The organism is Archangium violaceum (assembly GCF_016859125.1).
Classification (GTDB): domain Bacteria; phylum Myxococcota; class Myxococcia; order Myxococcales; family Myxococcaceae; genus Archangium; species Archangium violaceum_A.
On sequence record NZ_CP069338.1, the window covers coordinates 5,634,574 to 5,657,294 of the forward strand.

General features: G+C 70.9%; 21 protein-coding genes. 9 read left to right on the forward strand and 12 right to left on the reverse strand.

Features of this window, described 5'->3' with window-relative positions; genetic code table 11:
- Nucleotides 1-157 precede the first annotated feature (157 nt).
- Nucleotides 158-2,290: a M3 family metallopeptidase gene (locus JQX13_RS24200; RefSeq protein ID WP_203411282.1), complete on the forward strand. Its 2,133-nt coding sequence runs from the start codon at nucleotides 158-160 to the stop codon at nucleotides 2,288-2,290.
- A gap of 12 nt (nucleotides 2,291-2,302) precedes the next feature.
- On the opposite strand, the gene JQX13_RS24205 is transcribed toward JQX13_RS24200, so the two are convergent.
- Complete coding sequence (locus tag JQX13_RS24205; RefSeq protein WP_203411283.1) at nucleotides 2,303-2,728, reverse strand: hypothetical protein; 426 nt, start codon at nucleotides 2,726-2,728, stop codon at nucleotides 2,303-2,305.
- A gap of 93 nt (nucleotides 2,729-2,821) precedes the next feature.
- Here JQX13_RS24205 and JQX13_RS24210 point away from each other — a divergent pair, with 93 nt between their 5' ends.
- Nucleotides 2,822-3,376, forward strand: a complete 555-nt coding sequence (locus JQX13_RS24210; protein ID WP_203411284.1) for a VUT family protein — start codon at nucleotides 2,822-2,824, stop codon at nucleotides 3,374-3,376.
- 22 nt (nucleotides 3,377-3,398) lie between these two features.
- On the opposite strand, the gene JQX13_RS24215 is transcribed toward JQX13_RS24210, so the two are convergent.
- Both JQX13_RS24215 and JQX13_RS24220 read right to left on the reverse strand, forming a co-directional pair.
- Nucleotides 3,399-4,046 carry a hypothetical protein gene (locus tag JQX13_RS24215; RefSeq protein WP_203411285.1) on the reverse strand — a complete coding sequence of 216 codons (648 nt, stop codon included), beginning with the start codon at nucleotides 4,044-4,046 and terminating at the stop codon, nucleotides 3,399-3,401.
- Nucleotides 4,047-4,056: 10 nt separating this feature from the next.
- Nucleotides 4,057-4,221 carry a hypothetical protein gene (locus JQX13_RS24220; protein ID WP_203411286.1) on the reverse strand — a complete coding sequence of 55 codons (165 nt, stop codon included), beginning with the start codon at nucleotides 4,219-4,221 and terminating at the stop codon, nucleotides 4,057-4,059.
- 294 nt (nucleotides 4,222-4,515) lie between these two features.
- Between JQX13_RS24220 and JQX13_RS24225 the strand changes: the two genes are divergently transcribed.
- The 4 genes from JQX13_RS24225 to JQX13_RS24240 all read left to right on the forward strand — a co-directional run bounded on the left by JQX13_RS24225 (nucleotide 4,516) and on the right by JQX13_RS24240 (nucleotide 8,327).
- A complete protein-coding gene (locus JQX13_RS24225; protein ID WP_203411287.1) occupies nucleotides 4,516-4,959 on the forward strand; it encodes a hypothetical protein in 444 nt (147 codons plus the stop codon).
- A 136-nt stretch (nucleotides 4,960-5,095) separates the two neighbouring features.
- On the forward strand, nucleotides 5,096-6,088 hold the full coding sequence (locus JQX13_RS24230) for a 50S ribosomal protein L11 methyltransferase (RefSeq protein ID WP_203411288.1): 993 nt from the start codon (nucleotides 5,096-5,098) through the stop codon (nucleotides 6,086-6,088).
- A gap of 145 nt (nucleotides 6,089-6,233) precedes the next feature.
- Nucleotides 6,234-6,926 (forward strand): hypothetical protein, encoded by a 693-nt coding sequence (locus JQX13_RS24235; protein ID WP_239015099.1) that lies wholly within the window; start codon nucleotides 6,234-6,236, stop codon nucleotides 6,924-6,926.
- Nucleotides 6,927-6,929: 3 nt separating this feature from the next.
- Complete coding sequence (locus JQX13_RS24240; RefSeq protein ID WP_203411289.1) at nucleotides 6,930-8,327, forward strand: WS/DGAT/MGAT family O-acyltransferase; 1,398 nt, start codon at nucleotides 6,930-6,932, stop codon at nucleotides 8,325-8,327.
- A 13-nt stretch (nucleotides 8,328-8,340) separates the two neighbouring features.
- Here the strand turns inward: JQX13_RS24240 and rsgA are convergent, their stop codons facing one another.
- From rsgA to JQX13_RS24265, 5 genes are all read right to left on the reverse strand, one after another.
- Nucleotides 8,341-9,405 carry a ribosome small subunit-dependent GTPase A gene (rsgA, locus tag JQX13_RS24245; RefSeq protein ID WP_203411290.1) on the reverse strand — a complete coding sequence of 355 codons (1,065 nt, stop codon included), beginning with the start codon at nucleotides 9,403-9,405 and terminating at the stop codon, nucleotides 8,341-8,343.
- A gap of 46 nt (nucleotides 9,406-9,451) precedes the next feature.
- Entirely contained in the window at nucleotides 9,452-10,282 is an 831-nt protein-coding gene (locus JQX13_RS24250) for a hypothetical protein (protein ID WP_203411291.1), read from the reverse strand.
- A 169-nt stretch (nucleotides 10,283-10,451) separates the two neighbouring features.
- The gene (locus tag JQX13_RS24255; protein WP_203411292.1) at nucleotides 10,452-11,870 is read right to left on the reverse strand and encodes a sigma-54-dependent transcriptional regulator; all 1,419 of its coding nucleotides are present in this window, start codon (nucleotides 11,868-11,870) and stop codon (nucleotides 10,452-10,454) included.
- A 78-nt stretch (nucleotides 11,871-11,948) separates the two neighbouring features.
- The gene (locus tag JQX13_RS24260; RefSeq protein WP_203411293.1) at nucleotides 11,949-13,487 is read right to left on the reverse strand and encodes a two-component system sensor histidine kinase NtrB; all 1,539 of its coding nucleotides are present in this window, start codon (nucleotides 13,485-13,487) and stop codon (nucleotides 11,949-11,951) included.
- Nucleotides 13,488-13,512: 25 nt separating this feature from the next.
- Nucleotides 13,513-16,179, reverse strand: a complete 2,667-nt coding sequence (locus JQX13_RS24265; protein ID WP_203411294.1) for a FrgA protein — start codon at nucleotides 16,177-16,179, stop codon at nucleotides 13,513-13,515.
- Between the two features lie 392 nt (nucleotides 16,180-16,571).
- On the opposite strand from JQX13_RS24265, the gene JQX13_RS24270 reads away from it, so the two are divergent.
- The 3 genes from JQX13_RS24270 (at nucleotide 16,572) to JQX13_RS24280 (ending at nucleotide 18,960) form a co-directional block, all read left to right on the forward strand.
- Nucleotides 16,572-17,666 carry a 3-oxoacyl-ACP synthase III family protein gene (locus JQX13_RS24270; protein ID WP_203411295.1) on the forward strand — a complete coding sequence of 365 codons (1,095 nt, stop codon included), beginning with the start codon at nucleotides 16,572-16,574 and terminating at the stop codon, nucleotides 17,664-17,666.
- Between the two features lie 50 nt (nucleotides 17,667-17,716).
- Nucleotides 17,717-18,340 carry a DUF2378 family protein gene (locus JQX13_RS24275; RefSeq protein WP_239015100.1) on the forward strand — a complete coding sequence of 208 codons (624 nt, stop codon included), beginning with the start codon at nucleotides 17,717-17,719 and terminating at the stop codon, nucleotides 18,338-18,340.
- Between the two features lie 83 nt (nucleotides 18,341-18,423).
- Complete coding sequence (locus JQX13_RS24280; RefSeq protein WP_203411296.1) at nucleotides 18,424-18,960, forward strand: hypothetical protein; 537 nt, start codon at nucleotides 18,424-18,426, stop codon at nucleotides 18,958-18,960.
- A gap of 13 nt (nucleotides 18,961-18,973) precedes the next feature.
- On the opposite strand, the gene JQX13_RS24285 is transcribed toward JQX13_RS24280, so the two are convergent.
- From JQX13_RS24285 to JQX13_RS24300, 4 genes are all read right to left on the reverse strand, one after another.
- Complete coding sequence (locus tag JQX13_RS24285; RefSeq protein WP_239015101.1) at nucleotides 18,974-20,152, reverse strand: RDD family protein; 1,179 nt, start codon at nucleotides 20,150-20,152, stop codon at nucleotides 18,974-18,976.
- Nucleotides 20,153-20,256: 104 nt separating this feature from the next.
- On the reverse strand, nucleotides 20,257-20,523 hold the full coding sequence (locus tag JQX13_RS24290) for a GlsB/YeaQ/YmgE family stress response membrane protein (protein ID WP_203411297.1): 267 nt from the start codon (nucleotides 20,521-20,523) through the stop codon (nucleotides 20,257-20,259).
- A gap of 114 nt (nucleotides 20,524-20,637) precedes the next feature.
- Nucleotides 20,638-21,372 (reverse strand): 16S rRNA (uracil(1498)-N(3))-methyltransferase, encoded by a 735-nt coding sequence (locus tag JQX13_RS24295; RefSeq protein WP_203411298.1) that lies wholly within the window; start codon nucleotides 21,370-21,372, stop codon nucleotides 20,638-20,640.
- Nucleotides 21,373-21,444: 72 nt separating this feature from the next.
- The gene (locus JQX13_RS24300; RefSeq protein WP_203411299.1) at nucleotides 21,445-22,686 is read right to left on the reverse strand and encodes an endonuclease/exonuclease/phosphatase family protein; all 1,242 of its coding nucleotides are present in this window, start codon (nucleotides 22,684-22,686) and stop codon (nucleotides 21,445-21,447) included.
- Between the last annotated feature and the right edge of the window lie 35 nt (nucleotides 22,687-22,721).

A 22,721-nucleotide genomic window follows, 5' to 3' on the forward strand; every position in this document is an offset into this window, starting at 1 on the left:
GGCCCGGTGTGAGTGCAGTGCGCCCCGTTGCCTGTCAACTGCTCCAACATCCCGGAGGCTTCCGGCTCTCCGAGGACGTGCACTCCCTGACTGCCCGCCTGGCATCCCCCACGTGATTGCTGCCAACGGCGAACGGCTGCCCTAACGTCAGCGGGTGATGACTGCGTCCATTGCTGACAATCCGCTGCTTCAGAACGAAGGACTCCCGAAGTTCGACCGCATCCGCGCGGAGCACGTCGAGCCGGCCATCCGCGAGTTGCTGGCGCGCCTGAACGCCGACCTCGATGCGCTCGAGCGTGACGTGAAGCCCACGTGGGAGGCGACGGTGGCGCGCCTGTCCGCCATCACCGAGCCCATCGGGCTCGCGTGGGGGGTGGTGAACCACCTCATGGGCGTGCAGAACAGCCCGGAGCTGCGCCAGGCCCACGCCGCCGTCGAGGGGGATGTCGTCGAGACCTTCATGCGCATCGGCCAGAGCGTTCCCCTCTACCGGGCGCTCAAGGGCCTGCGCGAGGGGCCCGAGTGGAAGACACTCGACCCGGCGCAGCACCGCATCGTCGATGCCTCCATCCGTGACGCCGAGCTGTCCGGCGTGGGACTCGAGGGCGAGGCCCGCGAGCGCTTCCAGGACATCGAGCGCGAGCTGGCCGAGCTGTCCACCCGCTTCACCAACAACGTCATCGACGCCAACAAGGCCTGGTCCATGACGCTCACGCAGCCCGAGGAGGTGGAGGGGCTGCCGCCCAGCGCGCTCGCCATGGCCGCCCAGATGGCGAAGCAGGGGCTGGCCGAGGGAGCCCCCGAGCCCACCCCCGAGAAGGGGCCCTGGCGCATCACCCTGGATGCTCCCAGCTACGTGCCCTTCCTCGAGCACTCGCGCCGGCCGGACCTGCGCGAGAAGCTCTACCGCGCCTTCGTCACCCGAGCCTCGTCGGGGGATTTGGACAACGGGCCCCTCATCGAGCGCATCCTCACCCTGCGCCGGGAGAAGGCCCGCCTGCTCGGCTACTCGTCCTTCGCCGAGGTGAGCCTGGCCGCGAAGATGGCGCCCGGCGTGCAGGCGGTCGAGCAGCTGCTCGGTGAGCTGCGCGACGCCGCCCGCTCGCGTGCCCGGAAGGAGCACACCGAACTGACGGAGTACGCGCGCCGCAAGACGGGCCAGGCCTCGCTCGAGCTGAAGCTCTGGGACGTGCCCTTCTGGGCCGAGCGTCTGCGCGAGGAGCGCTACGCGTACACCGACGAGGAGCTCCGGCCGTACTTCGCGCTGCCGCGCGTGCTGGAGGGCCTGTTCGACACCGCGAAGCGGCTCTTCGGTGTCTCCGTGCGCGCCGCCGACGGCGAGGTGCCCGTGTGGGATCCGAGCGTGCGCTTCTTCCGCGTGGCGGACGAGTCGGGCAAGGACATCGCCGCCTTCTACCTGGACCCCTACAGCCGTCCGGCCTCCAAGCGCGGCGGGGCGTGGATGAATGGCGCGCTCGACCGCAAGCGCGAGCCCGACGGCGGGCTGCGGCTGCCGGCGGCCTACCTCGTCTGCAACGCCACGCCGCCCGTGGGCAACAAGCCCGCGCTCCTCACCTTCCGCGAGGTGGAGACGCTCTTCCACGAGTTCGGTCACGGCCTGCAGCACATGCTCACGCGCGTGGACTACCCGGAGGCCGCCGGCATCAACAACGTGGAGTGGGACGCGGTGGAGCTGCCCAGCCAGTTCATGGAGAACTGGTGCTTCCACGAGGAGACGCTCTCCAAGCTGGCGCGCCACGTGGACACCGGTGAGCCGCTGCCCAAGCACCTGCAGGACAAGATTCGCGCCGGGCGCATCTACCGGGCAGCCTCCATGTCGCTGCGGCAGGTGTACTTCGCCACGTTGGACCTGGAGCTGCACCACCGCTACCAGCCCGGAAGCGACGGGCAGGCCGGCTTCCTCGAGGTGCAGAAGCGCGTGGCCGCGGAGAACACGGTGCTCCCGCCGCTCCCGGAGGATCGCTTCCTCTGCTCCTTCACGCACATCTTCGCGGGCGGCTACGCCGCGGGCTACTACAGCTACAAGTGGGCCGAGGTGCTCTCCGCGGATGCCTTCTCCGCCTTCGAGGAGGCGGGGCTGGCCGACTCGCAGGCGCTGGCCCGCACCGGACGGCGCTTCCGGGACACGGTGCTCGCGCTCGGTGGCAGCCGCCACCCGCTGGAGGTCTTCCAGGAGTTCCGTGGCCGCGCTCCCAGCACCCAGCCGCTGCTCAAGCAGACGGGGTTGCTGGACTCGCAGGAGCTCGAGACGACGGCGCCGATGATGTAGCGGGTGTCGCCGTCAGCGGCTCTTCCCGGCCTGGGTGTGCCCGGCCTCCTCCTGGAGGCGTTTGGCCGCCCAGGCCTCCGCGGAGGACAGATCCGGGCAGGAGATGTTCGGGAAGGGGAGCGGTCTGGCGAACAGGACGGCGCTGACCGACAGCTGGACGACGGGCGAGGCGACGATGATGGCGACGCCGATCATCCGCTCGCGCAGGGGCTGCTTGTGCGCGTCGAGCCACTCCACCAGACGCCAGCGCTGCTCGAGGGGGATGATTCCCACCCGGCTCATGTCGATGATGATCAGGAACCTCTCACCGCGCAGCAGGTAGCGGCTGACGGCGGCGAGACTCTCCTCGAGCCCCTGCGCGGGGAGTGTTCCCGGAAGCCAGAGGTGAAGCATGGGCCACCGGGAGTCGTCGAAGGTGGCGCGATCGAGCGCGGGCATCTTGGGCCCATTCTGACAGCTCCGGGGAAACGTGCTATGCCGCGCGCCCCGGGTTGCTCGGCCCCCGGGTCCTACGTCGTGGAGCAGGTCGCAATGGAACAGCGTCGAATCGAGGGGTTCCTCTATCTGGCGGGCTTCGGGGCCTCGATTCCTCTCTCCAACTGGATGATCGGTCACATCGGGGTGGTGTGCCCGGGCACTGGTCCCTGCCTGCTTCCCGTGGGGCCCGGCATCCTGGCTCCGAGCGGGGTCCTCATCGTTGGCATCGCCTTCGTGCTGCGCGACCTGGTGCAGCGCCGGCTGGGCAAGGGCTGGACGTTGCTGGCCATCGGACTGGGCGCGTTGCTCTCGGCGGTGCTCGCTCCGCCGCAGCTGGTCGTCGCCTCGAGCGGCGCCTTCGCCATCTCGGAGCTGGCCGACTTCGCCGTCTATACCCCGTTGCAGCGGCGGGGCCTGGTGCTGGCCGTGCTCGCCAGCAGCCTCGTCGGCCTCGTCGTGGACAGTGTCCTCTTCCTCCAGCTCGCCTTCGGCGGTCTCGACTTCCTGTTGGGGCAGGTGCTGGGCAAGGCGTGGATGGTGCTGCTGTCGCTGCCCCTGGTGGCCTGGCTGCGGCGCCGGGACGAGCGGCTCGGCATCCAGCCGGCCTGAGCCCGGTGCACTCCGCCTGGTTTCAGGAGACCTCTTCCTCCCGGTAACGCAGCGGGACGTCCACCTTCACCGCCGCCAGGGCGATGGTGTTCGCGGCCCGGCGGGCCTGCTCGGCGGTGGGGGGCGAGCCGCTCCCGAAGTCCGCCAGGGCCTCGCGCAGTGCCCGTTCCACGCGCTCGGTCCGGCGGATGCCCTGGGATTCCAACAACCAGCCCAGGGCCAGGTGCGCGGGGTGGGCCCATGCGCCCGCGCCGCCCCTCGCCTCGGCGGTGAGGGCGATGACCCGCCGCACCGCGTCCGACAACACCGCGGTGCGATCCGTCTCGTCCAGGGGCAGCGCGAGCGAGCGGAAGTACGTGTCGAGCGTGCACAGCCACGCGTGGGCCTCGCCGAGCGCGGAGAGGATGCGCTGGATGTGGCCCTCCACGTCCGCGTCCGGCGCTTGGCCCTGGCCGAGGCACTCGTCACCGAGCCGCACATCGGCCTTCGTGTACCAGGCCCCCGCGTGCTCGGCGAGCAGCGCGTCGACACCCTCGAGGCGCGCGCGGCGCGTCGGTGCGTCGACGAGGTACTCCCGGAGACGGGCCGCGAGATGCGCGGGCTGGAAGGCGTCGAGACTCTCCTGGATGGGGGCCCAGGTGTCCTCGTTCGTCAGTTTCTTCCTGCGCATGGGCGAGGCGTCACGGCAGGGGGGAGAACTGGCGGAGCCCGGTGACGACCTGCGAGGCCTGGATGGCGGGCAGGAGTGGTTGTCGTCCTCGCGCGGGCTCTCCACCCAGGGCCATCAGTGACAGCAGCAGGACGGCGAGGACTGAACGAGCTGGGAAGGCTTGTGCGAGGCGCATGGGGGGCTCCGTGCGAAGGGATGCGCGGAGGCCATTTTGCGCACCGTGTGGACTCCGCGCACGTCGTTCCGCCTTGCCACATCACGTGCCAACCGGGCCGCTCCCCGCACTCCCGGAGCTCGCGGGAAATCCGACCGCCATGAGGGCACATCTTTCCGCCGCGGACGTGTCCTGATGAATACGAATGATGACGTCCCCTCAACCCGCTCAGAGGAACGTCGTTCCCATGCGTAGAATGTGAGTGTCATGCCCGTCCCCTCCAAGCCAGAAACCCATGCCTCCGATCGGGTGCCCATGACACGAGCGGCTCTGGGAAGTCTCAAGGCGCCTTCGTTGGCGACCTGCCTGGTGTTGCTCAAGCATCCCGAGCAGGGCGATGAGTTCAACGGCAAGGCGCTGTGCGAGCAGATCCGCCAGCTCGTGAGGAACCACCCGGGCACCTTCTGCTTCTTCCACGATGGCACGGGCATGGTGAACGCGAGGATCGGCTACGCGAACGCCTTCAAGGAGCTCGACCGGGAGCTGGCGGGCCGCATGACGGAGGTGGTGTGCGCCGTCCCCGCGCCCATTCCACGGATGATGATCTACACGGTCGCGACGATGGCCCAGAAGCCCTGGACCATCTTCCGCACCCGCGTGGAGGCCGACCTGCACATGCGGATGCGGGGCTATCTCGCCACCGACTACAACCATCCCTTCGAGGGGGCGATGAAGCTCGTGGTGTTGGGCCGCTCGTGAGTGTTCATCCGCGGAAACTCTCCCCGTCCGGAGGGTGACGTCCGGTTCGCCGGCTCTTCCCGCTTTCACGCCTTCCCGGTATTCAGGGTTGAGCAGTACGGGCTGGAAGCATGGCGCCAAGCGCCTGGGGGGACATATGGCGAACCTGAGAGACCTGCCGCGTCAGGCCTGGGGAGACCTGCAGTCGAGGCTGTTCCACCTGCCGCTGGTGGGCACGTTGCGCAACCTGCTCGCGGACGCGCCGGAGCTGTCGAGTCCGGTGCCTCGGGACACGGGACTGGTGGATGCGGAGCGGGTGGCCGCGTACCAGCGCGCCATCGAGCGTTACGTGAAGCCGGGCCAGGTGGTGGTGGACGTGGGGACGGGCAGCGGACTGCGCGCCTTCCTCGCCGCCCGACGTGGGCCGAGCAAGCTGTACGCGGTGGATGGCTCGCGCAACCTGGACACGGCGCGTTGGGTGGCCCGGCGCAACGGGCTGTCGGACATCCAGTTCGTCCGCGCGGACAGCTCGCGCTTCCAGCCCTCGGGCAAGGTGGACGTGCTGCTGCACGAGCAGGTGGGGGACGCGCTCTTCGACACGGGCCTGGTGCCGAAGCTGCTGGGGTTGAGGGATCGGATCCTCGTGAATGGGGGCCGCATCCTGCCCAACCGCTTCGAGGTCTTCTTCGAGCCGGTGCAGCTGCGCGAGGAGGCGCGTCTGCCCTTCATCTGGAACCAGCGGCTGCCGGATGTGGACTTCAGCTGCCTGCAGATGCTGCGGGACACGATGAGCCCCTCGTACTTCACCCGCTTCATCCGGCCGCAGGACGTGGAGCGGCGGCTGTGCGACGCGGAGCCCGCCTTCGCGCTCGATCTGGAGACGCTGCGCGCGGGCTCGCTGCCGACTCGTTTGCGGCTGGAGCGGCCGGTGGTGCGCGAGGGACGCGTGGACGGCCTGTGCCTCTTCTACCGGGCCGGCTTCGACTCCGAGCTGTCCTTCGACACCTTCCCCGAGCGGCCGCGGGCCTGTACTCCGGTGCTCCTGCTGCGGGTGGATCCCCGGGAATTTGCCCGCTACGAGACGATCCGCCTGGAGCTGTCGTTGCCGGAACTGTCGGACATCACCACATGGCGGTGGAGCTTCGTGTGAGGGTACCCGCCTGCGTGTCTCCAGTTCCGTCCTGCTCCTCCTGCTGCTGACATCGTCCGCCAGGGCACAGAACCCCGCGGGCCCGTCCGCCGCGGGCAAGCCGCGCACCCTGGCTGGCCGGTGCGGCTCGGCCAACTGGGTGTGTGTGTCCCAGTGCATCGATGTGACGTGCGTGGACAGGTGTCTGGCCGAGGGTTGTGAGCAGGCGCTGGACGCGCTCGCGCGGTGCGCGGCGAATTCCGGCTGTGGTCCGGACGACTCGGCCTGTGTGTCGCGCGCCTGCGGCAAGCAATGCGGGCGCACCTTCGAGCCCGCCCCGCCCAGCCCCGAGAAGGAGACGCCAGAGCCCTGCGCGGACGCCTCGGTGGGCTCGGGGAAGGCCCCCGAGGAGGTGGTGGGCCGCTGGTCGCTGGAGGCGGCGAGCATCCGGCCCGAGGAGCGGCCCCGGTTCGCCGGACAGGAGGGGGGCGTGGACGTGAAGCCGCGCCCGGACTACGAGCGCGCGCTGGTGGTGACGCCCGGGGGCTGCTTCCTGCTGCGCACGAAGCTGGAGGACGCCACGCTGGGGCGGGGCAATGCCCTGGAGATCCGCTCCTGGGGCGCCTTCCAGGTGGACGAGGAGAAGGACACGGTGCGGCTGTGGACGAAGTCCGGGCAGGCGGTGGGGCCGGTCTGCGGCAAGCCCCGCGTCATCGGCCTGTCCCAGGGGAAGTTCCAGCGGCCCGAGTACTCGTACGACGTGGAGGGGGATACGCTCACCCTGACGGCGCAGACGCCCTCCAGGCAGACGTTCCAGTTCCGCCGTCTGACGCGGGAGCAGAAGGAACGGGCCGAGTAACCCATGTCCGAGCGGATGCACCACGCCGACGCCGCGTGGCTCCAGATGGAGGAGCCCACGAGCCTCATGGTCATCACCGCGGTGCTCTGGTTCGACGAGCCCGTGCACCTGGAGCGGTTGAAGGACGTGGTCCGCGAGCGGTTGGTGGAGCGCTACCCCCGCTTCCGGCAGCGGGTGGTGCCGGGAGGGCTGTGGGGGAGCGCGCGCTGGGAGGATGACGCCGACTTCCGTCTGGAGAACCACCTGCGGCGCACGCGGCTGCCGGCACCCGGAGGCCGCGCCGCGCTGGAGGCGCTGGTCTCCGAGTCCATGAGCACGCCCCTGGACTCCTCCCGGCCGCTGTGGTCGCTGCACGTCATCCAGGACCATGCGGCCGGGGGCGCGTTGCTGCTGCGCGTGCACCACTGCATCGCGGATGGCATCTCGCTGGCGCGGGTGCTGCTGGCACTCACGGACGAGCACGCCGCTGGCGGCGGGCGCAGGGAGGACTTCGAGGAAGCGGAGGACGCCTCGGGGCGGTTGGCCCGGCTGCTGCGGGGAGCGCGCACGGTGATGGGCTCGACGCGGGCGGCATGGAAGCGGGGCGCGGAGCTGCTGGCCGAGCCCATCCAGCTCATGGATCTGGCGGTGGAGGGGGCGCGAAGTGCCTCCGCGCTGAGCAGGCTGCTGACGCTGATGCAGGACCCTCCGTCACCCTTCACGGGCGAGCTCGGGCGGGAGAAGCGGGTGGCCTGGTCCCAGCCGGTACCGGTGGGGAAGGTGAGGGAGATCGGCCACGGCAGCGGGAGCACGGTGAACGACGTGGTGATGGCGGTGGTGGCGGGGATGCTGCGCCGCTACGTGGAGGCGCGGGGACAGTCGCCGGAGGACGTGCGGGCGGTGGTCCCGGTGAATCTGCGGCCGTTGAGGGAGCCCCTTCCGAGGGAGCTGGGCAACCGGTTCGGGGTGGTGTTCCTGCCCCTGCCGCTCGGGTTGGCGGACCCGGTGGAGCGGCTGTGGGCGCTGAAGCGGCGGATGGACGGCCTGAAGCGCTCGCCGGAGGCGGCGGTGGTATTCGGAATGCTGTCCGCGGCGGGAATGGCGCCGGCGCCCGTGGAGCGCATGGCGGTGGATGTGATGAGGAAGAAGGCCTCGCTGGTGCTGACGAACGTGCCGGGGCCGAAGCGGCCGGTGTACCTGGCGGGCGCGAGGCTCGCGGGCGTGATGTTCTGGGTGCCCATGGCGGCGCGGTTGGGGCTGGGCCTGAGCATCTTCAGCTACGCGGGGCACGTGACGCTGGGCGTGGCGGCGGACGCGGGCCTGGTGCCGGAGCCGCGGGAGCTCATCGCGGACTTCGAGGAGGAGCTCGACGCCCTGGCCGAGGCGGTGAGGAAGGCGGGACGTTCCCCACCGCTCCACTGACCTTCGCCTGGCGTCAGCGGCCGCGCTTCTTCTGGAAGTCATTGGGGGCGCGCGTGGCCTTCTTCTGGGCCTGCGCGTCGCGCTGGCGCTCCTGGCGGGCCACTTCCACGACGAGCTTGTGGTAGTTCTCCAGGCGCTCCGGGGCCAGCTGCCCGTTCCGGAGCGCCTGCTGGACGGCGCACCCGGGCTCCTTCTCGTGACGGCAGTCGTTGAAGCGGCACCCGGCCGCCAGTTCCTCGATGTCCACGAAGGCGGTGCGCAGGCCCTCCTCGCTCTCCATCAGCCCGAGCTCGCGCATGCCCGGCGTGTCGATGACGAGGCCTCCCTGCGGCAGCACGAACAGCTCGCGGTGGGTGGTGGTGTGCCGGCCCTTGTCGTCCTCGCGCACCTCGCCGACCACCATGCGCGCCGTGCCCACCAGGCGGTTGATGAGCGTGGACTTGCCCACGCCGGACGAGCCGATGAGCGCCACCGTCCGGTTGCCGCCGATGTACTGCCAGAGCGCGTCCAGGCCCTCGCCGGTGACGCTGCTCACGGTGTGGAGGGGGACGTCCGGGGCCAGCGCGGCGATGCTCTCGCGGGCCGCCGCCACGTCCTCGCACAGGTCGGCCTTGGTGAGGACCACCACGGGCTGGGCTCCGCTGTCCCAGGCGAGCGCCAGGTAGCGCTCGAGCCGCCGCGGGTTCAGGTCCCGCGTCAGCGCGGAGACGAGGAAGACCACGTCCACGTTGGCGGCGACGACCTGCTCCTCGTCGATCCGGCCAGCGGCCTTGCGGGCGAGCTGCGTGCGCCGGGGGAGCACGGCCTGGATGAGGGACGTGCCCTCCTGGATGCGGGGCTCGAAGGCAACCCAGTCCCCGACGACCGGGCGCACGGACTCTCCCTTGCGGATGGCCATGCGCAGCCGCCCCGGGACGGTGGCCCTCAGGTCCCCACGCGCCGAGTACAGGACGTACTCCACGCCGTAGTCGGCGGCGATGCGCGCCGGCTCCTCTCCTTCGCTCGCGCGGGCGCTCCAGGCCTCCTGGAAGGTGGGCCCCCAGCCGAGTTTCTCCAAGGCGTGCTCGTCCATGCTCATGCGGCGCACAGACTATGCCCATCCCAGGAGGGTTGGGGTAGGGCGCTCAACGCGTGGGCGGGGTCTGTCGCCGGGCCGCCGCGGGAGCGCGACGCGGCGGGAGGAGCCTGGTGCGTACCACGGGGTCTCCCGGTTCGAGCACCGGCCCCTCTCCGCCCACCATCACGGGGGGCTCGGAGCCGGTGAAGTAGAGATTGGTGTCGGGAGCCTTCACCACGAGGGAGGCGAGGCCGATCTCCGGATGGACGACCACGCGGTCCGCGGTGAGCGTCCGTCCGCCGAGCGTGAGGGTCTCGGTCCCCTCGCGTGACAGCTTCACGTTCACCTTGCGAGGCTTGGGGGTGGCGGCGAGGGCCTGCAGCTTCACTTCTTCTCCCTGGCGCAGTTGCGGCAGCAGGTTCTTCGCCACCAGGGCGAAGCCCACTCCGGCGAAGGTGCGGCCCGGCTCCACCTTCAGCCGCTCGTTGTACCGGCGCGTCTTGCCGCCCTCGCGGGAGAGGCCCACGGCTCGCCCGCTGCCGAAATCGAAGGTGAACTGTCGCGTCGTCCGCCCCTCCCTGCGCTCGCGCCAGTTCCAGCGCTCCTGGACGAGCTCCGGTTGGGTGAGGAAGACGGCGGACTCCTCGATGATGCGTCCATCCTCGTAGCGGTAGGTCAGCAGGACGTGGAGCCGATCCCCCTCGGTCCATTGGGTGAGGGAGCCCTTGCCGAGCGGCTGGCCCTCGGGCGTGCTCACGGACAGCTCGCGGGTGGTGTTCCTCTCTGGATAGAGGAGCTCCACGGCCCAGGCTGGAGAGGCGAGGCCCAGCAGCAGTCCCAGGCTGATCAGCAGTGCACCATGAGACCGACGAGACGTCGGACGAGATGTCTGGCCCATGCCACGAAGGTGGAGGGAGTGCGGGCTTTTGGGGAGCGCGGGCTCGGACACTCCGAAATTCCCTCCCTCCCAGGCATCCGGGCGGTCGTGCCGGGCTCCGCCTGCTCCCTCTCCCGGGGGAGAGGGGACATCCACGGACTTCGTCCAGGAACTCCGTGGACACACCGCGCTAGAGCAGCCCGTGCTCCTCGAGCTTGTTGTAGAGGGTGCGTCGGCTGATGCCGAGCAGGCGCGCCGCGAGGGTGCGGTTGTCCCCGGCTCGCTTCAATGCGTCCACCAGCGCCTGCCGCTCCATCTCCTTGCGCTGTGACTCCAGGGTGCGCCCCTCGCCATTCGTGCTTCCCGCCGTGGGCACGGCCGCGATGCTCAAGGAGGGACTCACGGGCTCGGGCGCGGGCGCCACCGGGACGATGCCCGGCTGCCTCGCGACCTCGCGCATCACCTCGTCGCCGGTGAGGAGGGGCCCATCGGAGAGCACCACGAGGCGCTCGATGAAGTTCTGCAACTGGCGCACGTTGCCGGGCCATGGCTGGGCGCGCAGGGCGGCGAGCCCGTCCGGCGTCAGGGTGAAGGGCGGCCTGCCATTGGCCTTCGCGTGCACGTCGAGGAAGTGCCGCACGAGGGGCTCGATGTCCTCGGTCCGGGCCCGCAGCGGGGGCATCCATACCGGCACCACGTTGAGCCGGTAGAAGAGGTCCTCGCGGAACTCGCCCTTGCGCACCATCTCCTCGAGGTTGCGGTGCGTGGCCGCCACGAAGCGCACGTCCACCTTCAGCGTCTGCGTGCCGCCGAGCCGCTCGAACTCGCGCTCCTGCAACAGCCGCAGCAGCTTCACCTGCACCTGCGGGGTGATGTCGCCGATCTCGTCCAGGAAGAGGGTTCCGCCGTTGGCCAGCTCCACGCGGCCGGGCTTCCGCGTGGCCGCGCCGGTGAAGGCGCCCTTCTCGTAGCCGAACAGCTCGCTCTCCAGCAGGGTGTCCGGCAGGGCCGCGCAGTGCAGCTTCACGAAGGGTCCGCCGCGCCGGGGGCTGGCGTCGTGCACCGCCTTGGCGGCCAGCTCCTTGCCCGTGCCGGACTCGCCGCGCAGCAGCACCGTGGCGGTGCCCGTGGCCGCTCGCGTCAGCAGCGCCTGCACCTCGGCCATGGCGGTGCTCTGGCCCACGAAGCCGCTGGCCTCCTTCACCAGGGGGCGCATGCCCTCCTGCTGTTGCTGGGCCCGCAGGAGCGCCTTGCGGATGCTGAAGAGGATCTCCTCCCGGTCGAAGGGCTTGAGGGCGAAGTCCGCGGCGCCCGCCTTCATGGCCTCCACGGCCAGTGGCACGGTTCCATGCGCGGTGAGGAGAATGACGGGCACGTCCGGCCAGGTGCGTCCCACCTCGGCGAGCAGCTCCATGCCGCTCATTCCGGGCATGCGCACGTCGCTCACCACCACGTCGATGGGCTTGCGGCCCAGCAGGGCGAGCGCCTCCTGGCCCTGGGTGGCCGTGTGCACGGTGAGCCCCGCCTGGCCCAGCAGCGCGCCGAGCACCTTGGCCACGGCCGGGTCATCATCCACCAGCAACACGCTTCCCTTGAGCAGCTCGGCCACGGTGCTTCATCTCCTGGTACGGGGCCGTCCGATGCTACCGCGCCCTCGCGGGCCCGTCAGCGGCGGCTCTTTTCACTCTCAGCCCGGCCAGGGCTCCGCTTCCCGCTCGAGGAGCGCCCCCGCGCACTCGTCGGACGCAGGCAGGCGCAGCGTCACCGTGGTGCCACGTCCCTCGTGGCTCGTCAGCGTCACCTGTCCCCCGTGGGCCTCCACCACCCGCCGTACGAAGGCCAGCCCCAATCCGCTCCCCGTGGCCTTGGTGGTGTAGAAGTCGTCGAAGGCCCGCTCGCGCGTGCGCACGTTCATGCCCTCGCCGGTGTCCTCCACGCTGAGCTCCACCCCCGTCCCCTCGAGCCGCGTCCGCAGGGTGAGGGTGCCCCCGCGCGGCATGGCCTCGAAGGCGTTGCGCACCAGGTTCTCCAGCGCGTTGGCCAGCAGATCCCAATCCCCCGCGCAGCGCGGCAGGTCCACCGTCAGCTCGCGCCGGAGCTCCACCTCGGGGCGGCCGGTGAAGGTCTGCAGGGACAGCACGCTCGCCACCAGTTGGTTCATATCCAGCGGCTGCATGAGCGGCTCCACCCGGCCCAGGCGCTGGTAGGTGCTCACCACGCGGTCCAACCGCTCCACCTGCTCCAGCAAGAGGTCCAGGAACTCGCCCTTGTCGTCCCAGGGCCGCCCCTGCGCGTGCTCCACCTTGAGGTACTGCGCGGCTCCCTTGAGCGCGGCGATGGGGTTCTTCAGGTCGTGCGCCATCTGCGCCGAGAAGCGGCCCAGGGTGGCCATCTGCTCCAGCCGCTCGCGCTGGGCGACGAAGGCGATGACGCCCCGGCGGGTGATGGCCAGCAGCGCCAGGGTGATGGCCGCCGTCCCCACCACCAGCGCGCCGTACTGCGCGGCGAACATCTGGAAGACGGCCAGGTAGGACAGCACGCCCATCAGCGCCAGCAGCAGCGCGTACATCGCGTGGACGTTGGAGAGCTCCCTCCCGAAGAGGCGCAGGCGCAGCGCCACCACGGCGATCGCCGGCAGGCCCAGCAGCGTGCCCAGGTTGCCCAGGCGCGGCACGTCCGTGCCCAGCACCGCCACGAGGTCCGTGCCCAGCAGCGTCACCAGCAGCGCCAGTCCCGTGAGGAGCAGCCCCGCCCGGGTGCGCTCGGTGGAGCGGACCTCGCGGCGCAGGTGCCAGGTGAGCAATCCGAAGCCACCGAGCAGCAGCGGCGCGCTGAGCGCCAGCACCGCCACGGCGAAGCCCCGCGAGGCCACCGCCGCGGCCACTCGCGCCGAGCCCAGCCCCACCAGGGTGGTGATCGCCAGCACACCGAAGACGCCGTACGCGGAGAACATCACCGCGGACAACCGGCGCCGCTCGCCCACGAAGGAGAGGATGAAGTGCATGGCCGACGGAGCGCTCATCAGCGCCGCGCCCGTGGCGATGAGGCGCCAGCCCGCCTCGCCCGAGTGCGCCAGCGCGAAGTCGGCGAAGTTCCACGTGGACAGCGCGATGCACAGCACCGACAGGGGGAGCGCCATCGGGCTGCGTCCCACGCGTACCAGGGCCAGGCCCGCCAGCGCCAGCAGGCCCGCGCAGGCCCCGAGGCTGATCCACGCCTGGGTCATCTCATGCCCCCCCGTCACCCGCGAATCAGAGCAGGGCCAGCCGACGTGCCCGGGAGGGATCCGCCACCGCGGCCTCCCACCGGCGCACGGCGGCTTCGCGCTCGGGCTCGGGCGCGTCGGCGTAGTAGCCGAGCGCGTCGTTGAGCGCGCGGCTGAGCTCCTCGCTGGCGGCCAGGCGGATGTCCAGCTCCGGGTGGCGCAGCGCGGAGACGAGCCAGTCCGCGCGGCGGCGCTGCCGGTTCTCCGCCCACCAGGCCGTCCACGCGCGCGTGTCCAGGCCGAACGTGGCGCGCGTCACCTCGCGCAGCGCCTCGGAGGCGGCCTGGGCGCACATCTCGTCGTCGCCCGCGGTGAGGTGGATGAGGCCCTCGATGGCCTCGCGATCGTGCAACGTGCCCAGGGCGCGGGCGGCCAGCGAGCGGCGCAGCGCGTCCCGGCTGGTGAGCTCCTGGCGCAGCTCCTTCCGGGCCGCGTCCAGGCGGGGCAGGTGCTTGAGGGCGGCGGCGGCCACGCGCGCGGCGCTGGAGATGTCCGGCTCGTAGTCGAAGAGGCCGCGCAGCACGCCGTCCACCAGCTCCACGTAGGGGAGGCTGCCGGCGGTGAGGAGCGCGAAGTAGCGCGTGTCCGGATCGCTCGAGTCCAGCAGGGGCGCCAGGGCCTGGGCCGCGGGCCGGCCGAGCCGCGAGAGGGCGCCGGGGATGGGGCCCAGCTCATCGGCCTCGGGCAGCTCCACCACGGGCAGGCGGCTCCACGCGGTGGGGCCGGGGAAGTGGGTGGCGAGCACCCGGGCACTGGCCTCGGGCGAGCGCGCCAGCTCGGCCATGGCGTTCGCGCGCTGGTTGGCGTCCGGGCCGGTGAGGCGCTTGAGGAGGGGGCCGAAGTCCGGAGGCGGGCGCTCCTCCTGGGACATCACGAGCGGGGCCATGGCGGCGGCGCGGCCCAGCACGTTGGCGGAGCGGGTGACGAAGGGGCTCCACCCCAGGCCCGCGGCCATGTTGGGGGCCGGGGTGCTCGGGGCCGCGCCGGTGTTGGCGGCGGGCTCGTCCACGTCCACGTCGAAGTCCAGGACGTTGCGCAGCTCGCCCAGGCGCTGCTTGCGGAAGAGGATGAGCTCCTGGAATGCACCGGGCATGTCCTGGCAGAACAGGATGAAGTCGGAGAGGCGGCGCTGGCTGATGGGCTTCTGGCCGCAGTCTCCATAGATGACGGCCACGAGCCGGCCGCGCACCTCCACCGGGTAGAGAAAGAGGGTGCGGGGCGGCTGCCGGCCGAACAGCTCCAGGTAGTGCTTCGTCAGGCTGTCGGGCGGCATGGGACCCGCGTAGCTGCCGCGGGTGATGGCCACGGTGCGGAAGACGCTGGAGGCGTCGAGCGGGATGGAGACCTGCGAGAGCTTGTCGCTGCCCAGGCCGTCGCCACGCGAGTCCCAGCCCACGGCCGCGCCGCGCAGCACGGCGAAGGCGGCCACGTAGTCGAAGGTGCGGCGCCCGAAGCGCAGGGCGGTGTCGATGAGCCGATCGCGATCCCTCGTGGACTCCTTGAGGGCGGCGCGTGCCTGCGCGAGCGTCCAGTCGGGTACCTCGTCGCGAGCGGACTGCGGCGCGGCGACCTCTGGAGCGCGGGGCTCGAGCCGCGGGCGCGCCTGCGGCCCGCTCTGGGCGACGGGCTGCGGCACGGGCGCCTGTACCGCGGTGGCCTGCGCCTGGGGTTGTACTGGAGGACGCGTGGCGGCCGGAGCGGCGGGCTGCGCGGGTGCTTGCGGAGCCGGAGCCGCGGGGCGCGCGACGGGCGCGGGCTGCTGGGCCTGGGGCGGAGCCGCGGGGCGAGCGACGGGCGCGGGCTGCGCGGGTGCTTGCGGAGCCGGAGCCGCGGGGCGCGCGGGCTCGGGCATGTTCAGCCGCAGCGGCTCGCGGACGGGCGCCGAGGGCTGTGCCGCGGGAGCCGTGGGCGCGGGGGGACCGGCGGGACGCGGAGGCTGCGCGGGCGCGGCGTGGGGGGCCGGAGCCGGAGGTGCGGCGGGGCCTCGCTGAGGCTGAACCTGGGGTTGGGGCTGCGCGGGCGGCGCGGCGGGCGTCCTCTCGATGGGGATGGGCTCGGCGGCCACGGAGCGCGCCAGTCGCTCCACCATCTCCAGGGTGAGGGCCGCGGATTCATCGACCGCGGGCCTGGGCGCGGGAGCCGGGGCGGGGGCGGGCTGCGCGGGAGGGACGGGCTGGGGCCGCTCGGGGTCGAGCGAGGCGAGGAGGGCGGCGTAGCGCGGCGCGAGCGGCTGCCGGTAGATGACGGAGATCCACTCGCGGACGCGGACCTCGGTGGCCACCCAGAGCTCGAGCGGCTTGCCGAGCAGGAAGCCCACCTCCTCCAGCTCCTTCATCGGCACCGGGTAGCCGCAGGCCACGTGGAGGGTGTTGCCGTCGAGCGACAGCGGCACCACGCACAGCCGGTCGGCGATCTTCGGAGGGATGAAGGAGGCGACGTCCGCGTTGGGCTCGAAATCGGCGAGGTTGACCGGACGCAGCGCGGAGGCCTCTCCGAGCGCGTGCAGGACCTGGGCTTCGGGCAGGAGCCGGCGCTCGAGGAGCGCGGTGTCGATGGCGCCACCCTGCGCCGCCTGATGCCGTAAGGCTTCCTCGGCCTTGTCCTGGGGGAGGAGGCCATGCGCGATCAGGGTGTGTGCAAGATGGGCAGGCATGGGGGACGCGGCATCTTACGGCCCTGGACGGCGGGCACAACGAATCCTTCAAGAACCGAGGGGACTTGCCGTTCCTCCTCGGGAGGAGGGGGTGGAGCGGTCGGATGGCCGACCGCTGACGGTGGAGCCATCAGGTAGCTCCGGCCTGGGGGACCTGATGGGCTGGATGTTGGATGGATGTCGCGGAGCTTTGTTCACCAGCGGAGTGCGACAACGGTTTCTGGCCCAGCCCACCTTTATTCTTGCGCTCTCATGGTCCAACAATGTGGCGTGTCTTTCCCGGGCTTGCCCTGAAGTAGGGGATGGCCCTGGGGAGATGGGGGGTCGCATGGTGGTCTCTGTTTGTCAGTCTCCATGCAAGGAACAGACCCGCAATCAAGCAAGGGGCGGACATGAAGACTGTTCGCGTTGCAGGCGCTGGTGCTTTCGTTCCTTCTCGGTCCATCAGCAACGAGCGGATCGCCGCGGCTTTTCCGGGCTGGTCCGCTGAGCGGATTCTCGAGAAGACGGGCATCCGCGAGCGGCGCTACCTGTGGGACATCGACGCGCGGGGTCATGCCATCGCTCCGCCCGAGAGAGATCTCCCCATCTACCCGGCCTCCAATACCGACATGTGCGAGGTCGCCCTGCGCCGGGCGCTGGAGCAGTCGGGCGTGGACGCCCGGGAACTGGACGCGCTCTTCCTCGTCACCTGCTCGCCGGACGAGCTGAACTTCAACCATGACGCGATGGCGTTGCACCAGCGGTTGGGCTGCCGTGCCGACACCTTCGCGCTGGTGATAGACGATGGCTGCGGCGGCACGCCCTACATCCTCGACATGGTGTGCAAGATGATGCAGGGCCACCGTTTCAAGACGGTGGCCGTGGTGGCGTCCTCGTTGCTCTCACCGCAGCTCCACCCGGACGTCTACACCGCCGAGGTCGTCCCGGCCCCGGGGCGCAAGCCGCTCAACGCCTATCTCTCCGTCTATGTATTCGGGGATGGGGCGGGCGCGGTGGTGTTGCGGGCGGACGGCAGGGAGGGAGAGGGCATCCTCGCGACCATGTCCGGCAACGCCCACGCGGAGCTGGTGATTCGTCGGGGCGGGGGGATGCTGCGGCTGCCGTACCAGGGGCGGGCGCGGCCGGCGGACATGGCCTTCGTGGTGGACGGGCCTCGGGTGGCGAGGGGCTACTCCACCTATATGAAGCAGTGCCTCGAGGCGGTGCTCGCCGACCGGCCCGAGCTGTGCTCCGAGGTGAAGCGCTATTACTTCCACCAGCCCAACAAGCGGTTGATGGAGCACTTCATCCAGACGGCGGGTCTGCCCCACGAGCGCGTGGCCATGAACGTGGACCGCTACGGCAACACCTCCGCGGCCGGGAAGCTGATCCTTCTGGCCGAGGACCTGGAGGCGGGCCGGGTACGTCTGGGCAGTGGAGACCTGGTGCTGTTGGCCGCGGTGGGCGCGAATGTCCACTACGGGGCGCAGTTGATCCGGTTGTAGGCGCGGCCCGTTTCTTTCCCTTCCCCCGAAGGCAGGCAGGAGTGTTCCCCATGAGGCAACAGAGCGTGGCCGCTATGTATACGACGGACTTCAATTCGGAAGCCCACCTCGAGCGGAACGTGGCGCTCGCGGCCTCCGGCGATACGGCGCGAGGGATGTTCTTCAACGGCGTACTGGAGGTGGTGCGGAAGCTGGCGGGGGAGGAGGTGGCCCAGCGGTGTCGGGCCGCTACCGGTGAGAGCCATCACATCGACTTCTTCAGCTACCCGGTGTCCTCCTTCTTGCGGCTGTGTCTGACCGCGGTGAAGGAGGTGGGTCCCCTGTTTGGCGGCTGTGAGGTGACGCTGCACCGGATTGGCGAGCAGTCCGCGAAGGATTTCCTGTCCTCCACGGCGGGCAAGACGCTGCTGCTGCTGGCGGGCAACGACGTGAAGCGCATCCTCAAGCAGGTCCCCTCCGGCTACAGCGCGGCGGTGAGCTACGGCGAGAGGACGATGACGTGCCCCCACTACCAGAAGAGCGGACACTTCGTCATCAAGCACGACTTCATGCCGCATGCCTACCATGAGGGCATCCTGAGAGGAGTGCTGCTCACGGCGGGAGCCCGCGCCCCGAGGATACGAGGCTATGCCACCGGGCCGCTGGACAGCGCGTACGACTTCTCCTGGGAGTAGTCCCCCGGTCTCCGACCGCCCCTCGTCCCCGAGGCACGCCGCCTCCGTCTTCCTCTCCCCTCTCCTCCTGAAAGAGACGCCCTATGTCGCGGATGCTGCCGTCTGTGCTCGTGTTGGGTCTGTCCACCTCCGCTCTGGCAGGGGAGCGGGTGTATCAGTTCCGGACCGTGGAGGATGCCAGCGCGGTGGATCCGGGTGGCTGTCAGGCCGCGCCCTTCGAGGTGAACGTGCGGCTGCCCGCGCGCATCTTCGCGCGAGGAACCCCGGGGGGCGGCGGGAGGAGCGACCCGGGCCATGAGCGGCAGGCGGGGGTGGCCCTGGCGTGCGCGCGCATCATGGATTGGACCTTCACCGAGGGCTCGAAGGCGGACTTCTACGTGCGCTTCGAGCTGCCCGAGGGGCTCTTCATCGCGCTGGGCGAGTGCACCATGGTGAGCAACGCGGTGCCTCGCCCCGGCGTGGTGCTCACCAGTTGCGCGTTGAAGCTGACGCGATTCCCCGCTGGCTACGTGGGGGGCTTCGTGACGAGCTCGAGCGTCTTCAACCCCCGACGTCTGCCTGGCTACAACACCGGCTCCTTCTGGACGTTGCGCGTGTTCGAGCCCGACCCTCACTCCTAGGGAGGAAGGGGCGCTAGCTGGGTTGGACGACGTACGTGGACGTGAGCTTGTCGTGGAGCGTCTGGCCGCGCCGGTCGAAGAGGGCCATCCAGAAGCCGGCGAGGAAGAGCCCGAAGGACAGGCTGGCCAGCATGGCGCGGACGATGGCCCGGCCGGGAGCGGGGGCGAGGCCATGGGTGTCCACGAGCCTCAGGCCGAGCAGCCGCCGGCCCAGCGTGCGGCCATTCCAGAGGAAGGCGGCCACGGCGCAGTAGACGAGCGACAGCACCAACAGGAGGACTGCACCGGGGAGCAGCACGGACTGGAGCGCGCGGACCTGGATGACGAAGGCGTCGAGCCCGGACAGGCCCGTCTGGGGCGTGTGCACGCCGGCCACGGTGGAGGCGAGCATGAGGTAGAGCGCGGCCACTCCGCCGATGGCACCGGTGTCGATGGTGAAGGCCAGCAGCCGGCGCCAGAGCGAGGCCGGGCGCGCGTGGACTTCCGTCACCCCGGGCTCCGCGTTGGCCCTCGCGGTGGCGCCAGCGGGAGCGAGCGCGGGGGGCGGCGGGCGCGGGGCGGGCATGGGCGTCGCGGGCAGGGTCACGGCCTCGGAATCCTCGACGTCGACCGAGAAGGACGCCTCTTCCTCGGTGGACGCCTGCATCGGCGCGGGCTCGGCGGCCGTGACTGGCGGGATGCGGGGAAGGCCGGACGGAGCGGACGCCTGCTGCGGAGTGGGAGCCGGAGCGGAGGTGTTGGGAACACCAAAGGCCGGAGTATTCGAACGGGGGGCTGGAGCCGCGACGCCGGGCAGGTGGATGGAAGACGCTGGCGGAGGCGGCGTCGGCGCGCGGGGCGCGGCGGCCTGGGCGTGAGCCGGAGGGGTCTCCGGTGCGCTCGGAACGGCAACGGGCCGGGGCGCGGGAGCCTTCGGGGCCTGTGCCATCTGCGCGGCCGGAGCCTGTGCGCGCGGAGGCATGACGGGGAGACCCGGCGCGTTCGGCGGGCGGGGCGTCTGGCGAGCCGTCATTCCAGGAGGCGTGAGGGGAGCCATCGCCGGCGCGTCGCGATCCGGGCGGCGGCGGTCGATCTGGATCTCCTTGTCCAGCAGACTCGGGACGGCCCGGTCCGCGAGCTGGGACGCGGCGGCGCAGGTGGGGCAATCCCCTACGGGCGGCAGCGAAGCTCCGCACTTCAGGCACTTGGACAACGATTCCTCCAGGCTGGAGAAGGCTGTAGCAGCATGAAACGCCCTCTCCGGGCCGGGAGCAAGAAAACCGCCGGAAGCCAGGGCTTCCCCGCCTGGTGACCGTGTCAGGCGAAACGTTTGTTGCGGGTGATGACGATCAACCCGACCGACACGAGGGCCGAGACGATGACGGCCAGCACGATGCCGAGGGGATGAACGGTGGACGTCGCGCTGACCGGGGCGATGGCGGAGCTGATGAGGCCGCCGATGATGCCTCCCGCCCCGCCGAGCAGCGCGCTGCCCCAGAGTCCCACCAGCCGCGTCGATGGCAGGATGGCTCGCGCGATGATGCCCACGATGAGCCCGATGAGCGCGTAGGCGTAGATGGCCATGTGTGCCGCTCCCTCTTCTGGCACTTCGGAATGAAGTGCCGTTGCGCGGCAAACATAGGAATGGCGGCGAGAGGGAGGCAGCCGCCAGGAGGCGGGGGCTCGTCCTCCCGCTCCCTAACCGAGCTCTCCGTCCAGGTAGGCCATGACGGCGAGTGCGGCGAGCGCGGCCGTCTCGGTGCGGAGGATGCGGCGGCCGAGGGTGACGGGCCGTCCCCCGAGGGCCCGGAGCGCGGAGACCTCCTCGCGATCCAATCCTCCTTCGGGACCCACCACGAGGGCCACGGGAGCACCGGGAGCGCAGGAGCGGATGGCCTCGCCCAGCGGCACGGCGGACTCCTCCTCGTCGAGCACGAGCAGCGTGGTACCCGGAGCGAGCGCGCGCGCGGCCTCCACGAGGGGGCGGGGTCCATGGACGAGGGGCACGTCGTTGCGCCGGCACTGGCGGGCGGCCTCCTCGACGATCTTCGTCCACCGGGAGGTGCGCTCCTCGGCGCGCTTGGGCTCGAGCTTCACCACGCTGCGCGCGGCGGCCACGGGGTGGAAGGCGGTGGCGCCGAGCTCGGTACCCTTCTGCAGGACCCACTCCAGCTTGTCGCCCTTGGGGAGGCCCTGGAGGATGTGGACCTCGCGAGCCGGAGGGGCGTGCCGGGCCGGGCCGAGCACCAGGCGCACCGTGTCCGCGTCCACCGAGGCCACGCGTGCGTCGAAGGCCCGGCCGGAGCCGTCGAAGACCTCGAGCGAGGCGCCCTCGCCGAGCCGCAGCACATGGAGGAGGTAGTGGCGCCTGTCCCCCGAGAGCGTCACCTCGGGGGGAGCGGGCTCGGGGATGGGGACGAAGAGTCGGACCACGGGTGGGCTGGCCTCCAGGGAGGTGGGGAGGGGCGACTTCAGCAGGAAGCCGCCGTCCCCACCAGGGCCGACTCAGTGCCGTGCGTCGCGCAGCTGGAAGTCGGCGGAGGAGGGCAGGTGATCGGACGCCTCGGTGGAGTGGTCCACCTCCAGCAGCAGCGGCTCGAGCTGGTGGGAGGCGAAGAAGGTGTCGAAGCGCTTGCCGGTGGCGGGCACCACGCCCTTCCCGTCGGGCAGCGAGTTGAGGGTGGACATGTCCGCCACGTCCTGGAGGCGCAGCCACTGCTCCGAGTGCTTCGGACACTTGCCGGCGACGAGCATCTCGCGGGCCTCGTCCGGCCGCAGCAGGGAGCCATCCGGCATGCGCACGCGCAGCTCGCGGGCGCGGCGGAGCGGGTCTGGCAGCTCGTGCTCGAGGGCATGGAGGGCGCGGCGGACGCGCACGTCGCCGATGTTGCCCACGCCCCAGTCGCCCACGCTGGGGTGCACGTCGCCGTAGCGGTTCTCGTAGTCCTTCACCGTCTCGGTGGGCTCGTGCTTGCGCAGGGGGTTGGGCAGCAGCGAGTAGTGGTGTTTGACGTTGATGTTGGCGTTGAAGTCGCCCAGGGCGATGGAGGGCACGCCATCTCGCGCGTGCACGAGGGACTGGAGCTGCCAGAGCTGGCCGGCGTTGATGCCGCTGTCGCCCAGCGTGTGGTGCACGTTGTAGAGGGCCACCGGGTGGCCGCACACGTCGATGAGCGCGAAGAGCGCGCCCCGGTCCTCGTCCAGCTCGCCGACGAATCCCTGGCGGGCGATGGCCGCCGCGCGCACGTCCTCGGGGAAGTCATAGGTGAAGTGCGCGGCCTCGAGGATGGGGTGCCGGCTGAGGATGGCCTTGCCGTTCACCACGGGCCGCCGGACGTCACGGCCCTGGTAGGTGAGGTGGAAGCCATGGTCGCGCGCGAGCTCCACGGCGGTGGGCTGGCTCGCCTCCTGGAGCGCGATGACATCCGGCATCCGGCCGGTCTCCTCCAGTGTGGCGAAGTAGCGCTCGAGCAGCTCCCGGCGCTCCCCGCCCAGGAGGATGTTGTACGTCATCACGCGCAGCACGTGGTCGCGGGGCGGGCGCGGCCGTGGGTGGTGCACCAGCAGCGTGATGCCCGTGCCGAGCCGGCGCGGGCCATCCGCCTCCGGCAGCGACTCGAAGCCCTGGAAGACGTGGGTGGGCTCCTGGTGCGGCAGGTGCTGGGGCGGTGCGGCGGGGACACCATCGATGACACTCCTCCCGAAGGGGAGGCGATCCAAAAGTCGAGAGAGGGCCTGTCCTGGCATGAGTCCTCTACTGTCTGTGCATCACTCACCCTGCA